We start from the raw sequence: 14,723 nt of genomic DNA on the forward strand, positions 1-14,723 counted from the left end.
AAAACATAGACTATGTCAAAGAAATACTGTTGGATATTGCTGGTTACCGTTCTCGCAATATCAAATTCAACTCATGCTCAGCAGAACTTGATTCAGAACATCCAATCTAGGAAGATTCTTAGCTTGAATGGCAAATGGAATTACATTGTAGATCCATACGAAAACGGTTACTATGACTATCGGCATGAGCCTTTCGATCAATCGGCATCCAAAACCGGTGGCTTTTATGATGATAGGCAGCAGAAGGAAAAATCTGAACTGATTGAATATGATTTTGATCATTCGCCAACAATTAATGTTCCTGGTGATTGGAATTCACAAGCAGAGAAATTGGAATTTTATGAGGGTACAGTTTGGTTAAGAAGACAGTTTAATGCTAGTCCAGTCGATGGCAATCGCTATTACATATATTTTGGTGCAGCAAATTATGAAGCTCATGTATACCTTAACGGCAAGAAACTTGGGGTACATAAAGGAGGGTTTACTCCCTTACAATATGAGGTTACAGGTAAGTTGAAGGTTGGCGTCAATTCCGTTGTAGTTAAAGTGGATAATACCCGAAGGCAAGATGAAATCCCGACAATAAATACAGATTGGTGGAATTATGGTGGGTTGACAAGAGACGTGTTTTTAGCAGAGCTGCCAAAGCAATTTATAGCAGATTATCAGGTGCAATTAGCAAAAGGTAATACGCAACGCATCGAGGGTTTTGTGCAGTTGTCCGATAGTGTAGCTGGAAGAAAGGTAAATATTTCAATACCAGAACTTAAGTGGAATCTGGAGGTAACCACAGATCAGTTTGGCAGGGCACCAATTGGTTCTAAAATTTCAAAATTGTCTTTATGGTCTCCAGAAAGCCCTAAGTTGTATACTGTTACTGTGAGCTCCAATGAAGAAAAAATCCAGGATAAGATAGGGTTTCGGACTATTGAGACGAGTGGAAATAACATTCTGTTAAACGGTAAATCTGTATTCTTAAGAGGAATTTCTCTCCATGATGAAAATCCTTTGCTTGCAGGAAGATTGCGTTCTGAAGGTGATATGCGGATGATGTTGCAATGGGCAAAAGATATGAACTGCAACTACGTGCGACTGGCACATTACCCTCATAATGAGGAGATGGTTAGTTTAGCAGACGAAATGGGGTTATTGGTTTGGGCCGAAGTACCCGTCTACTGGACAATCAGCTGGACTAATCCAGGTACTTATAAAAACGCTGAGCAGCAACTTACGGACCTCATTGTAAGAGATAAAAACAGAGCAAGTGTTATCGTATGGTCTATTGGAAATGAAACGCCACTTAGTGAGCCTCGTCATGTTTTTATGGGGAAACTTGCAGAACACGCCCGACTACTCGATCAAACAAGACTCATTGCTGCGGCATTGGAGGTACATAGAGAAGGGAAGACAATTATCCTCAATGATCCACTTGGGGAAAAAATTGACCTGGTTAGTTTCAACGAATATGCTGGCTGGTACTGGGGCGGAACACCTAAAGAAATCACAGCCTATCAGTTCAATATCAAATATAATAAACCTGTTGTGATCACTGAGTTTGGCGGGGATGCGCTGGGTGGTTTCCATGCCGATGAAGATACCCGTTGGAGCGAAGAGTACCAGGAGGCACTCTATAAAAATCAAATTATACTGCTATCGAAAATTGATGCATTAAGAGGCATGACTCCATGGATCCTCACCGATTTTAGGTCACCCCGTAGACAACACCCGATATACCAGAATTTCTGGAATAGAAAGGGTTTAATCAGTGAAACCGGTAAAAAGAAGAAAGCTTATTACGTGCTGCAGGATTACTACAAGCAGATGGAAGCAAAATATAAACAAGTAAAATAGACATCTGCGTAATCGACGTTATTTCAATCGTAAAAAAAACCAAATATAAAAAATGAGAAAACACCATTATGCCCTGATACTTTTTTTGTTGATTACTCAGGGAGTAGTTGCACAGCGTAAATCCATTGACCAGCGCGTGGATTCTGTGCTCAAGCTGATGACGCTTGATGAAAAAATTGGGCAGCTTAACCAATATACCGGGGATCGTGATGCTACAGGTCCGATCACGAATAATCCGAACAAACTAATAGAAATCAGAGACGGTAAATTGGGCTCTATGCTAAATGTTCGCGGTGCAAAAGAGACGCGCGAGGTACAGGAAGTTGCAATGCAATCGCGTTTGAGGATACCGCTTATTTTTGGTCTAGATGTTATCCACGGTTACAGAGTGACCTTTCCTATTCCGTTAGCAGAGGCTGCGAGTTGGGATTTGCCTGCCATGGAACTTGCAGCGCGCGTTGCGGCACGTGAGACTGCTGCTTCCGGCATCCATTGGACATTTGCACCTATGGTGGATATAGCGCGTGATCCAAGATGGGGCCGGGTAATGGAAGGGGCCGGGGAAGACACCTACCTGGGTAGCCAAATCGCTATTGCAAGAGTTAAAGGTTTTCAGGGTAAAGGTCTTGGGGATTTGGATGCAATTATGGCCTGTGCAAAACATTTTGCGGCATATGGTGCTGCAATTGCCGGTCGCGACTATAACGCTGTAGACATGAGTGAGCACACTTTGTGGGAATTTTATCTACCTCCTTTTAAGGCTGCTGTTGATGCAGGCGCGGCGACTTTTATGAATGCCTTTAATACATTAAATGGTATCCCAGCAACCGCAAACTCCTACCTTCAACGTGATATCCTGAAAGGGAAGTGGGGATTTAAAGGTTTCGTTGTGAGCGACTGGGGCTCAATAGGGGAGATGGTTCCGCATGGTTTTGCAAAAGATAAAAGTCAGGCAGCAGAGCAGGCAATCAAAGGAGGAAGCGATATGGATATGGAAAGTCGCAGCTACTTACCGAACCTTGCGAAGCTGGTTGCGGAAAAGAAAGTACCTGTAGCCCTGATTGACGATGCGGTTAAACGTGTGCTTCGTAAGAAGTTTGAATTAGGACTTTTTGAGGATCCATATCGATTTAGTAATGTGGAACGCCAGGAGAAAGAGCTTAATTCAGCAGAAAATAAAAAGGCTGCATTGAGCATGGCTGAAAAAAGCATGGTTTTACTTAAGAATGAAGGGCAGATTTTGCCACTTTCAAAAAATCTTAAGAAAATTGCGGTAATAGGTCCGCTTGCAAAATCGGAAGAAGACATGCATGGATTCTGGTCCGTACTCTGGCCAAATGATAAGTTGATTTCGCTATATCAAGGATTGCAGGATAAAGTAGGTAAAGGCACTGAGCTTGTTTATGCAAAGGGCTGCGGTATTAGTGATACCTCCAAAACGGGTTTTGCAGAAGCTATTGCTGCGGCAAAATCTGCAGATGTTGTAATTATCGCAGCGGGTGAGGCATTTGATATGACTGGTGAAGCAAAGAGTAAAACCAATATACATTTGCCTGGCGTACAAGAAGATTTAATTAAGGAGATACAGGCTACAGGTAAGCCTGTGGTTGTTCTTATGATGGCTGGTCGTCCTTTGATCTTTAATTGGACTGCCGATCATGTTCCATCCATATTGTATACCTGGTGGCTGGGTAGTGAAGCTGGTCATGCTATGGCTAATGTTTTATTTGGAGATTATAATCCTGCAGGTAAGTTGCCTATGACTTTCCCCAGGGACGAGGGACAAATTCCAGTATATTATAATTATTACAGTACAGGGCGTCCAAGTATGAACGATAGGGATACCAGATATAGGTCAGCATATTTGGATATGCCCAATAGTCCTAAGTTTGCGTTCGGACATGGATTAAGTTATACCACCTTTGCATATTCTAACTTAAAACTAAGTTCCAAGCAAATTAATGCTACTGGTCAAATTAAGGTTGACTTGACCCTAAAAAACACAGGGAAATATGATGGCGAAGAAGTGGTGCAGCTATACCTTCAGGATAAAGTAGCCTCTGTAGTTCGTCCTGTTAAAGAGCTTAAGGATTTTCAAAAGGTAATGCTAAAAGCTGGAGAAACAAAAACTATCTCCTTTACAATAAACAAAGAGAAATTGGCTTTCTTTAACCAACAACTGAAGTGGGGGACTGAGCCTGGTGATTTTAAATTAATGATTGGTACAGCGTCTGACCAGATTAAACTGGAAGATACCTTTGTTTTAAATTAATTTTTTAAGCCTGGTTATAGTGACCGGGCTTTTTTATGCCTTAATGTGATCGAAAGCTGTTCCTTATGAGTGTCAATCACAGTTGGTAATTGCTTGTTGACAGAAATGCGCCTACACTCAATGAAGTTTATTTCCTTATACCGATAAGGAATGAGTCGTGAATTGTATGTATTGTTGAAATCCCTCCTTTGCATAGTCGTTTACGTGGTAGTTGAAGTTTGGACTTGGAAAGGTGATCTGGAAACTCAATTCAGGCTCTATAGATGAGGCAACTAGAAATCAATATCTGGAGTTAAACAAAATTTAATTTGTTAAATAAATCTCGAATAAAAATCTGAAGTTTGCCTAATCTGTTAAAAGTAAAGATATGAGCGATAAAAAAGGATTTACAACTACCATACTTCATTCCGACCGTTTACTAAAACCTGAATTCGGTGCACTTCATCAACCTGTTCATACGGCTGTTACCTGGGGATACGATGATGTTCAAGGTTTGGTTAACGTATTTCAGAATAAAGCGAAGGGGTATGCTTATTCTCGCCAGGGAAATCCTACTGTAACCGCGTTAGAGCATAAAGTTACACAGATGGAGGAAGGCATGGCTACAGTCGCATTTTCGACAGGTATGGCAGCTATTACAGCTACCATTCTTGCTTTACTTAAAAATAATGATCATATAATTGCGAGTTCTTACCTTTTTGGTAATTCAAGGAGCATTATGCAGACTTTCATGGATATCGGTATTGACATCACTTTTGTTGATGCCACGGATGTCGTGAATATTATTAACGCGAGGCAAGAAAACACAAAGATGGTTTTCGTAGAAACGATTGCAAATCCCGCAACACAGGTAGCTGATCTCCCGGCTATCGGAGATTTTTGTGCAGAAGGAGGATTGATATTTGTAATAGATAATACAATGACTTCGCCCTACTTATTTAAGCCAGTTACTGTGAAAGCGAGTCTTGTTATTAATTCATTAACGAAATACATTGGTGGACATGGTAATGCGCTGGGTGGAAGTGTTACTGATACCGGGTTATTCAATTGGAAATCCTTTGGGAATATTGCCCCAATTATCAGGGAACAGATTAGGCCAGAGATGCAAGGACTAACGCAGATTCGTAAACGGGGATTGCGTGACGGTGGTGGAACCCTCTCTCCTGAAGCAGCACATAGTATTTCAGTAGGTGCTGAGACCATCGCACTGAGATTAGACCGTGCTTGTAGTAATGCAATGATGCTGGCTAAGTACTTAGATGCGCACGATAAGGTTAGTCACGTATACTATCCGGGATTGGAAGCACACCCTCAACATGGTCTTTCCACTGGGATTTTTTATCGATATGGTGGCTTAATGAGCTTTGCTCTTAAGGATGGAATTGATTGTTTTTCCTTCCTAAATGAATTGAAGCTGGTTATCAAGTCTAGCAACTTGGGAGATACAAGAACGCTAGCAATACCGGTGGCACACACTATTTTCTTTGAGCTTGGTGCTGAAAGAAGAGCGGAGATGGGGATTCCAGATTCAATGATTCGCCTTTCCGTTGGGATTGAAGATCCAGAAGATTTGTTGGCCGATTTTGAAGAGGCACTTAAAAACGTTTAATAAAAGCAAATCCGGTAACTCCGTTTTGATAAGTCGGGATAACAATACTTGACTTAGTTTCATTGTCTACCCTGAACAGTGTATTTCTTATTAATGGATATAGAAGGTATGCTGCCTTTGTAGAAAGTATACCAACACCTGCGCCTGTGATAATGTCGCTGAACCAATGGTCGCGATTATAAACCCGCAGCACTGCGGTCGCTGTGGCGAAGGAGTAGCCAATTACACCAAACCATGGTGATTTCTCTGCATACTCCTGAGCCATAAATTCGGCAGCGGCGAAAGCATTAGCAGTATGGCCTGAAGGAAAAGAATAATTGTCAGAACGATCTGGTCGTTCTCTGCTTATCACTCTTTTTGTAGCAAAGGTAGTTCCCTGAGCGATAACATTGGATAATAAATACAACGCGGATCTATCAATAAAGGTGTTTTTTCCTTGTATTCCAGCGAGATTTAAGCCGTAAACAATCATGGCAGGAGCATATTGAAAATAATTTTCAATGTGATTCCTGAAGGTCGGATGTTTTCTAATTAAATCATCATAAACATTATAGTCTACCTGTCTTATTCCTTTTACTTCAAGTGAAAGTATTCCGTAACTGATAAACACTGCGGGAGGTATGAAGGATAAAAATCGACTTTCGAGATGCCTTACTGTATCTGGAAGTGCCAATATTTTGGCAGAATCAATTTTAGCTGTTGTATCTGGATTTTGGGCTTTTGCCAAAAATCCAGATACACATAATAATATGGCGATGATGTTTTTCAAATGGATGAATTGTGTTCTACGATCTTTTATTTCTTGCCCTTTTTGGTAGTGTGGGTGCAAAAACAATTATACTGATTTAATTTGAATGGCATTACTCTATTTCGAGAAACATATTAGAAAATTCTAATGATAATTTAACTTTTTTTAGTTTCTTATCAAGAATTTAATGTTTAAATTGCTTGATAAATAGGAGGTTGTCTCTCGTGGTGTGATAACGGGAGACTCGAGATTGATAAGTTTCTTTTTTTAGGTTTGAAGGATAGGGATTATGAATCTCTCAAATTCTTAAAGGTTTACTTCATCCCTATGGAAACTTTTTGCAATTCAAGCATAACGCTCAAAAAAATTATCATGGGATGAAATAAACCAGGTAATAGTTAATAGTAATTAAGGCGCAGAATTTGGATGAAGGCTGCGCCTTATTTTAGTATAGAAAAACTGTGCCACAATTCTTCCTGTTGATATATTAATCCGCTGCCGAATGTTTATCTTGGTCATTTAAATTCCTATGAAGTCATCTAAAGGTTTGAAGCCGTTATTTTTTATTTTCTTTTTTGTTGCTATTAGTTTCTGTGCTCTAGCGCAACAAACTACAGTTCACATTGGTGGAGATGTGTCAAAGCCATTTGATCTTGATGAAAAACTTTTCTCGGAAATGAAGCAAAACCACGTTAAAGTTGTTGGCAGAGATAGTGTAAGTCGTAATTACACGGGGGTTTCTCTGTATGATATAGTTGTTAAGGCAGGGGGAATAGTAGGTGGTCAGCTTAAGGGTAAAGAGCTTGCAAAATACATACTTGTGACCGCTGCAGATGGCTACAGGATTGTCCTGGCGATTGCTGAAATTGACCCTGGTTTTTCTAACCAGAAGATATTACTTGTGAATAAGGAGAATGGATCTTCATTAGCACCCAATTATGGGCCTTATAGGCTAATTGTTGCAGGAGATAACAGACCTGCGAGAAGTGCAATGCGCGTAGTTTCAATCGACATATTTTCTGCAGATAAGCGATGAGAAGTTTTTCAGCCTAATTCATATTGAAACGGCGGTCGTTTATGAAGTTGAGGTCCGTTAGGGTTTTTAGAAATGAAATTAAAGCTTCCTGATCGGCCGTCTTTAATTTTAATCCGTTTCTTCCGCTATCTAGAAGTGGATCTAGGTTTTTATGAGCTTTTATGCCTGAACTATAATGTGTAATCACCTGTTGTAACGTGCGAAATCGACCGTCATGCATATACGGTGCGGTAATTTCGATGTTTCTCAAACTTGGTGTTCTGAACTTTCCGATATCGGCTAAATTGTGTGTTAAGCTATCACGACCAACATCACTATAGGCTATGTCCAGTCCGTTGTTATGGTAACCTTTATCGGTAAACAGTGGTTCAGTGTGGCAGCTGGCACATTTGTCCCGAAAAATCAAGTAACCTACTCTCTCTGTATTCGAAAATTCCAGTTCCTTTTTTTTGACGCGATCGTATTTTGAGTCTGCGGAAATTAGCATTGATGTGAATTGTGCTAATGCATTTAGCACGTATTTTTGATTAATCTTCTTAGTGCCATAGACCTGTTCAAATATTCTTGGATATGCCTCATCTTGTTGTAAAACATAAAGCACGCGTTCCATTGAGTTATCCATTTCAGAGGGGCTAGTTAGTGCATTAATGGGGACAGTCTCCAAGATTTTTTGCCTACCATCCCACATGAATTCTTTTTGCCACATCAGGTTAAAAAGTGCAGGAGTATTTCTTGTGCCTTTGCGTTGTTCGATCCCGCGGCTTACTTGAGTATTGAGATTGGCGAAAGCCGCCGATTGCTGGTGACAGTTGGCGCAAGAGATTGTACCGTCGCGAGATAGCCTGGAGTCATAAAAAAGCCTTTTCCCTAAAAGAAATCCATTATTTGAGACCGGATTAAATTTTGGCTGAACTTCGGGATGGGGAAAGTTCGTTGGGACAGTAAATATATTTATATCGCTAATACTGCCTATACATAGCATAGCGCACAAACAAAATAAAATAACTGAATTTCTGTGTTTCAATGATTTGATATTCGATAGCTGATAGAGCGCAATATGTATTGTGAGTGCTCAGTATAAAGATAGTAGATTTTTGTGTTGTAGATAAAGGTTGAGCTAATTTTATGCTTATCAGTTATTAGTATTCTTAAAAGCTATATTTTTTTAAAAGCAGACGAAAAAGCGGTATAATTGTTTGTATTATTTTTATTACATGAAAGATAAGGTTCGGGCATTAATTGCTAAAACAGGAGTGCCTGGTAGGTTTTACAAATCCCATAAATTTGTTTTTAGTCTTTGGATGTTGGTGACGCTGATATTTGTTGTTCAAAGTCTAGTAACGCATCGATATAATAACTACCTGATATTCGAAAATACTTTTCGAAATCTGCTACTTCAGCAGTCGTTATATGCTGAATATCCAACTTACCATGGCGATGTTAATCACTACGGACCGGTATTCAGTATTCTGATTGCCCCTTTTGCCCTTCTAAATAATTCACTAGGGTTATTGCTGTGGAATATATTCAATTGCGTTGTCCTTTTCAAAGCGATTGGTTCACTTCCTTTGAAGAGCAATGATAAGTTGTTAATCGGGTATATCGCAATTCCATGCTTGGTTGCCAGTATGCTCAATCAACAATTTAATGCTGCAGCGGCGGCTTTCATTATTTTAAGTTACACTATGTTAAATAAAGACAAAGGCATTTGGTCTGCATTATTTATTGCATTGGGTACGTTTGTAAAATTATATGGTGTAGTTGGACTTGCCTTCTTTTTCTTCGTCAAAGACAAACCGAGATTCATCGGTGCATTAATATTGTGGTCTCTTTTGCTATTTAGTTTGCCTATTTGCTTCTCGTCACTATCATTTGTCCTCCATTCCTATGCGGATTGGGAGGCCTCCCTCACAGAGAAAAATATTAGTAATATCTTAGGTGCTGCAAGTGATATATCGATCATGGGATTTTTCAGGAATTTATTGAGCGGGCTAACAATATCGAATGCGTTTTTTCTCGGAATAGGATGCCTCCTTTTCCTCGTGCCCTATGTTAATATAAAAGCGTATAAGATTAGGGATTTTCAATTGATTATCCTTGCTTCTGCTTTACTTTTTCCTGTCCTTTTTAGCACCGGATCTGAAGACTGTACTTATATAATCGCCATTCCAGCTGTTGGTATTTGGTACATCCTTGAGCAAAATAGAAAACTAAAACGATACATCTTACCGTTGACAATGATATTCGCTTGCGATTTTCCGCTGCTCTTTTTTCCTAAGTTTTCAAATGACTATCCCATTGTGTTGGCGATGATCAGTGTTCCCTTTTTTATTGTTTGGATTAGGCTGTTGTACCTCGCTGTTTTATTGAAGCCAGCTCAGACCGTAACGAGAACGGAATTTAATAAAGGTTAGAGCCATTTGTTCTTCATGCACTTATGACAACGATATCGCTTTACTGGGTGTAAAAATGTAAATATTTTTATCCAGATATTACGTTTGATACGTTCCATGTCGCTTCTAAGTCCTTTTCCACAAGGACAGGAAGAGTTGGGATTTATAGTTAATTCGTTAGTCATGATTGGAGGTTTAAGTTGCGAGAAACCCTATCCAATCAGTTTATAATGGTTAACGTAAATATACTAATCTTGAAGTAAAACTAAAAGTTAAAATTAACTATCGGTATTTTATGTGTCGTTATGGGTGATAAAAACGGTGAGATTGTTATTTTAAACGAGAATTTAGGTGCTAGAACCAGATGCTTAATCTGGAATTGATCACTTATTTCTTCTCCCTTAACTCTTCGTATAAATCTATCAGTTTCTTGCTAAGTTTAAGAATCTCTTCTTCTTTAGCTCTTAATTGCTCTTTTAGTTGTCCAAGTTCGACAGAGTGGTTTTCGGCAGCAGGATTCTGACCATCCTTTAAAATCTCTGTGATTGGAACTTGAAATAGTTCTGCGATTTGGTACAACCTTGTAATATTGATATCGGTAAATCCAGTTTCAATTTTTGAATACGCAGGAATTGAAATTTTTAGACGCTTCGAAATTTCCTGTTGGTTCACATTTAACTTATGCCTAAGCTGTCTGATATTATAACCAATGTTTTTCATGCCCAATATTTAAGTTAATTAAGTTTATTAATCTAAGATAAAATTAAAATTCTCATTAATCAATATTTTGTTGCAAATTCTTTTTACAGCGTATTAACTCGGTATTTTGCAGCGTATTAACCGCGAATACGGCTATCTGCTGAAAATAATATTAACTTGCATATGCAATTACCTTGATATGAAATCTTTTTTAGTTACAGTTCATGGATTAATAATCTTGTTGACTATTTTATCTTGTAAACAAGATAAAATACAAAAGGCAATTCACGGAAGTAACCAAAAGGAAGTTGACCGGCTCATAAAGAAAGCAAAAGGCTATCAGAATAGCAATAATGATTCTTTGATTGTATATGCGCAGCAATTGCAAGTTATTGGCAACAAAAGTCTGAATCGTTCGGCAGTAGTGTATGGAGCTATGTTTGCTGCGCAAGTGTATTGGCATGCCGGTAATCATAAAGAGGCGATGATCACAGCAATGAAGGGCTTGGAAAAAGCAGAGCGATATCACGTTACTGAGCCCATACCTATGCTCTATGGATTAATTGCTAATCTTCATAAAGAAAATTCGAATTACAAATTGGCCTTTAACGCCCAGGAAAAGGGATTCCTTGAGGCGGAGCGTTTTAAAGACACTGCGGCCATGATCAAATTGATCAGTAACAAGGCTATGTTTATACATAGCTTCCACCTGCATGACCATACACCTCAATCACAGGATTCATCGATTTCTGTACATCTGAAAGGTTTACTATTAGCAGAATCGAAGGCTGAATATATGTTGCTCAGAATCCCATTTTACAATAATATTGCTCAATACTATAAAGATCAGAAGCAATATCATAAAGCAATTGAATATGCAAATAGAGCAGTAAGCATTGCTACTGATAGAAAACAATATCGATCTTTGACTTATAGTTATGCGTGGCTGGGACAATCTTGGTATGCTTTACATGATCAGGCTAAAGGATTCCGATATTTAAATCAGGGTCTGCAAATTTCTCAACGTCTCAAGCAGCCTTATAGGGAGATGGAGTTACTATCAGATTTATACCAAATGTACTATCAGAGTAAAGATTATAAAAGGGCGTTAGATCTTCATATCAGGGGACAGGAAATTCATGACTCTCTTCAGGTTCAGATGAACGAGAAGCAAATCAGCGAACTGCAAATTAGATATGAGAGTGCTCAGAAAGACAAACAATTGCTATTACTCGACAGTGAACATAAAAAGCAGAATCAAAAACTTTTAGCGGTGCTTGCCGGTGCGTTAATTTTACTTATGCTTCTGCTGTTGCTTATCAATCGTTATAGAATAATCCGTGTCAATAATAGGATGATGCAGAAGAGTAATGCAGATAAAACTATTGCTTTAGAACACATTGCTGTTATCCAGGCACATGATTTAAGGAAGCCATTGTCTTCAATTTTAGGACTCATTCATGTTATTAAAGAAATGGGTGATGAGGTTGATCCCGATTGCCTTAATAATCTTGAAATTGCCGGCCGGGAACTTGATCTTGCTATTCATACGGTCATCTCTACTGTTGAAAAGGCTGAGGCGCGTTTTTAGTGCGTGATTCATCAATCAAAATACCAATGCTCTTCACCATAGGTTTTAGATTGTCGTAATTTGTTTTCCAAGCCGATGGAATCACCTTTTCATCATAAAAAATTTTTCCCATGAGCCGCCCATCTTTAAAGACACAATAGAGATTAGAATCCAAAGCAGGACTGTAAATGGTAAGCGTGACTTTGTTGTATGTGGTAAATGAGTAAGTCATGGGTGTAATATCGTGTGTAAATTTAGCTGTAATCGATATACAGCGCAACAATTTTATAATTACTTTGTAGTAGTATTACATCTTTAAAGATATAAGCACTATGAAAAAAATTATTTGGATGTTTATGGCCTGTATTACCCTAGCTAGTTGCTCGACGCGTAAGGCGAATGTTGACAACACAATTCAACTTTCAGGAACTGTGGAGCAATTAGGCATGTCAACTTTTCAATATGGCACACATTTGATTAAATCTTCCGGGACAACATATTCACTTAAAAGTAACAAAGTAAATTTAGATAGCTTTTCTGGTAAGTCGGTCACTTTGATCGGTATTAAAGTACAAGGATATCCTGTGGAAAATGGACCTGAACTCGTGGACGTCATGTCAATACAAATTAACTAAATGACTCGATTTCTTGTTGGTAATACCTACTTGCAAAGGGAAAAAACTAGAAATTAGCGACCAGTACAATGCCCATTGTTCCTCCAAGCCCATCTCTAACCGGGGTGTATGAATAAATAACACCTTGTACCGTATGTGTGTAAGGCAGCCCGGTATGAAAAACATAGTTCAGTTCTCGCACACCCATGTATTCATATTTTTTCCATAACTCAAGCATGTGTGTATTTACAGTGTTAACTTTGTGGTGTTCGCCTTGAAAATAGCACATTGCTACTGGAGCTGTGGTAATTACTGCTTTTAGTGTACGAATGCTTTCAGCCCTGAAAAGTCTGTCGTTTTCTCGGTCGGTGACGTCGGTCGCCGTGATGAGTAAAGCTATCGCCTTGTCGTTTTGCCCAAGGATCGGCTTATAACAAAAATCTACAAATATAGTCTCAGATTTTCCATTACGCATGAGTACTGCTTTGCCAGCCTTTTGTTTATGAACAACTTTGGTAGTTAATACTTGTTGTATCAATTCTGGATAATGTTGGCCGATTAATTCTGGCATGACATCAAGTAGTCCATATCCGACAGCCGACTTATCCCGTCCCCAGATTTCCAGAATTTCGTCATTCGCCTGTTCGATTCGAAGATTTTCTGCATCAAGTATGCCGCAGGCCATTGGCACATCAATAAAAAGATTGTTGTAGAGTGATAGTTTTTCGTTGTGCATGTGAGCGTATAAATTAACGATATATCGCAAATATATTTTACATACGTACAACTTATAGTTTTGGTTTGCCGGGATTGAAAATAAACCGCTGATTTATAGTGTTGTATTAACTATTTTTTTCGTCTAAATCGCTTGAGTTGACCCAAGTGTTCAGTAGGGACTGTGTCACCAAGTAATTTTCCCCAAGGCTGGAGGCCGTCAATCCTATCGAAAATGATTTTCAGAACTGAGATAAAGGGAATAGATAGGAACATGCCTGAAATTCCCCAAAGTGATGCTCCCATCAATACAATAACAATAGATATAAGCGCATTAATCTCCACTTTTGAAGAGACTATTCTCGGAACGAGAATGTTGTTGTCGATAAATTGTATAATGGCGTAGGCTCCCACAACAAGCAGCTGTGTGCTGAAGCCATCCATACTGATTGTTGCCATAAGTACAGGCAATGCAATAGCTATAATTCCTCCTATATATGGTAACAAGTTGAGGATGGCTCCAATTACTCCAATCAGGATCGCGTTTGGAACCCCTAGTAATAGCAGTGCGGCAGAATTCATGATCGCTACAATTGTGGTCTCGATAAGCAATCCGACAATATAACTTTGTATAGCAGACTTTGTTTGTGTTAATATTTCAGCTACTTTTTGTTTGTGTTCATCAGAAAAAACGTCATAGAAAAAATTAAGAATCAGAGGCTTGTAAAACAAAATCAGAAATGTGTAAACGGGTATTAGAAATACAACACTTAAAATTCCCAATAATCCATTTAACGTTTGCCCAATCACAGCTCTGCTGTTATTAGCTGCTTCCTTCACCATTTGGTTCTGTTTAATTGTGCTCATTCCAAACCGCTCTTCTACCCAGTTTTGAATGTCATGTTGCAACTCTGTTAGTTTCGCGTGAATTGTTTCAACATCGTCAAAGAAATGAGCCACTTGCGTCGATAAAAAATATAAAAGAATAATCAGCAATAATATGGCTAGAAACATGGCTAACGCGATGCTAACTGCTTTAGGTAATTTCCGTTCAAAGCGATTGCACACTGGATTTAACAAAATAGCGATAAAGGTTGCGAAGGCCAGTGGAACTAACACATCTCGTAATATGAACAGGATAAATACAGTAATGACCAAGCCCAGCATTATAATAGGAGCCTTGATATAGAAGGGGACGGTGATATTCATTGGATCTG

The 14,723-nt window shown here is 38.9% G+C and carries 12 protein-coding genes; 7 read left to right on the top strand and 5 right to left on the bottom strand.

The features are described from left to right. Nucleotides 1-12 precede the first annotated feature (12 nt). From CLV32_RS19105 to CLV32_RS19115, 3 genes are all read left to right on the top strand, one after another. Complete coding sequence (locus CLV32_RS19105) at nucleotides 13-1,851, top strand: glycoside hydrolase family 2 protein (RefSeq protein WP_133558546.1); 1,839 nt, start codon at nucleotides 13-15, stop codon at nucleotides 1,849-1,851. Between the two features lie 52 nt (nucleotides 1,852-1,903). Continuing rightward, nucleotides 1,904-4,123 carry a glycoside hydrolase family 3 N-terminal domain-containing protein gene (locus tag CLV32_RS19110; RefSeq protein WP_133558548.1) on the top strand — a complete coding sequence of 740 codons (2,220 nt, stop codon included), beginning with the start codon at nucleotides 1,904-1,906 and terminating at the stop codon, nucleotides 4,121-4,123. 367 nt (nucleotides 4,124-4,490) lie between these two features. Further along, nucleotides 4,491-5,732: a cystathionine gamma-synthase family protein gene (locus CLV32_RS19115; protein ID WP_133558550.1), complete on the top strand. Its 1,242-nt coding sequence runs from the start codon at nucleotides 4,491-4,493 to the stop codon at nucleotides 5,730-5,732. On the opposite strand, the gene CLV32_RS19120 is transcribed toward CLV32_RS19115, so the two are convergent. Next, entirely contained in the window at nucleotides 5,719-6,501 is a 783-nt protein-coding gene (locus tag CLV32_RS19120; protein ID WP_133558552.1) for a phosphatase PAP2 family protein, read from the bottom strand. The genes CLV32_RS19115 and CLV32_RS19120 overlap by 14 nt on opposite strands. Before the next feature lie 508 nt (nucleotides 6,502-7,009). On the opposite strand from CLV32_RS19120, the gene CLV32_RS19125 reads away from it, so the two are divergent. After that, on the top strand, nucleotides 7,010-7,516 hold the full coding sequence (locus tag CLV32_RS19125) for a molybdopterin-binding protein (RefSeq protein ID WP_133558554.1): 507 nt from the start codon (nucleotides 7,010-7,012) through the stop codon (nucleotides 7,514-7,516). A gap of 13 nt (nucleotides 7,517-7,529) precedes the next feature. Here CLV32_RS19125 and CLV32_RS19130 read toward each other — a convergent pair whose 3' ends face one another. Further along, complete coding sequence (locus tag CLV32_RS19130; protein ID WP_243732360.1) at nucleotides 7,530-8,540, bottom strand: cytochrome-c peroxidase; 1,011 nt, start codon at nucleotides 8,538-8,540, stop codon at nucleotides 7,530-7,532. A 190-nt stretch (nucleotides 8,541-8,730) separates the two neighbouring features. Here CLV32_RS19130 and CLV32_RS19135 point away from each other — a divergent pair, with 190 nt between their 5' ends. Beyond that, nucleotides 8,731-9,930, top strand: a complete 1,200-nt coding sequence (locus tag CLV32_RS19135; RefSeq protein WP_133558556.1) for a glycosyltransferase family 87 protein — start codon at nucleotides 8,731-8,733, stop codon at nucleotides 9,928-9,930. Nucleotides 9,931-10,296: 366 nt separating this feature from the next. On the opposite strand, the gene CLV32_RS19140 is transcribed toward CLV32_RS19135, so the two are convergent. After that, on the bottom strand, nucleotides 10,297-10,629 hold the full coding sequence (locus CLV32_RS19140; RefSeq protein WP_133558558.1) for a helix-turn-helix domain-containing protein: 333 nt from the start codon (nucleotides 10,627-10,629) through the stop codon (nucleotides 10,297-10,299). 178 nt (nucleotides 10,630-10,807) lie between these two features. Here CLV32_RS19140 and CLV32_RS19145 point away from each other — a divergent pair, with 178 nt between their 5' ends. After that, entirely contained in the window at nucleotides 10,808-12,199 is a 1,392-nt protein-coding gene (locus tag CLV32_RS19145; protein ID WP_133558560.1) for a hypothetical protein, read from the top strand. Nucleotides 12,200-12,510: 311 nt separating this feature from the next. Next, nucleotides 12,511-12,813, top strand: a complete 303-nt coding sequence (locus CLV32_RS19150; RefSeq protein ID WP_133558562.1) for a hypothetical protein — start codon at nucleotides 12,511-12,513, stop codon at nucleotides 12,811-12,813. 46 nt (nucleotides 12,814-12,859) lie between these two features. On the opposite strand, the gene CLV32_RS19155 is transcribed toward CLV32_RS19150, so the two are convergent. Beyond that, nucleotides 12,860-13,558: a PAS domain-containing protein gene (locus CLV32_RS19155; protein WP_133558564.1), complete on the bottom strand. Its 699-nt coding sequence runs from the start codon at nucleotides 13,556-13,558 to the stop codon at nucleotides 12,860-12,862. Between the two features lie 80 nt (nucleotides 13,559-13,638). Further along, nucleotides 13,639-14,715 carry an AI-2E family transporter gene (locus CLV32_RS19160; protein ID WP_133558565.1) on the bottom strand — a complete coding sequence of 359 codons (1,077 nt, stop codon included), beginning with the start codon at nucleotides 14,713-14,715 and terminating at the stop codon, nucleotides 13,639-13,641. Nucleotides 14,716-14,723: the final 8 nt, after the last annotated feature.

This window comes from Pedobacter duraquae (assembly GCF_004362245.1).
Classification (GTDB): Bacteria; Bacteroidota; Bacteroidia; order Sphingobacteriales; family Sphingobacteriaceae; genus Pedobacter; species Pedobacter duraquae.

Coding starts and splice junctions, on each gene's coding strand:
- CLV32_RS19105 (WP_133558546.1), top strand. CDS start 13: ATGTCAAAGAAATACTGTTGGATATTGCTGGTTACCGTTCTCGCAATA.
- CLV32_RS19110 (WP_133558548.1), top strand. CDS start 1,904: ATGAGAAAACACCATTATGCCCTGATACTTTTTTTGTTGATTACTCAG.
- CLV32_RS19115 (WP_133558550.1), top strand. CDS start 4,491: ATGAGCGATAAAAAAGGATTTACAACTACCATACTTCATTCCGACCGT.
- CLV32_RS19125 (WP_133558554.1), top strand. CDS start 7,010: ATGAAGTCATCTAAAGGTTTGAAGCCGTTATTTTTTATTTTCTTTTTT.
- CLV32_RS19135 (WP_133558556.1), top strand. CDS start 8,731: ATGAAAGATAAGGTTCGGGCATTAATTGCTAAAACAGGAGTGCCTGGT.
- CLV32_RS19140 (WP_133558558.1), bottom strand. CDS start 10,629: ATGAAAAACATTGGTTATAATATCAGACAGCTTAGGCATAAGTTAAAT.
- CLV32_RS19145 (WP_133558560.1), top strand. CDS start 10,808: ATGAAATCTTTTTTAGTTACAGTTCATGGATTAATAATCTTGTTGACT.
- CLV32_RS19150 (WP_133558562.1), top strand. CDS start 12,511: ATGAAAAAAATTATTTGGATGTTTATGGCCTGTATTACCCTAGCTAGT.
- CLV32_RS19160 (WP_133558565.1), bottom strand. CDS start 14,715: ATGAATATCACCGTCCCCTTCTATATCAAGGCTCCTATTATAATGCTG.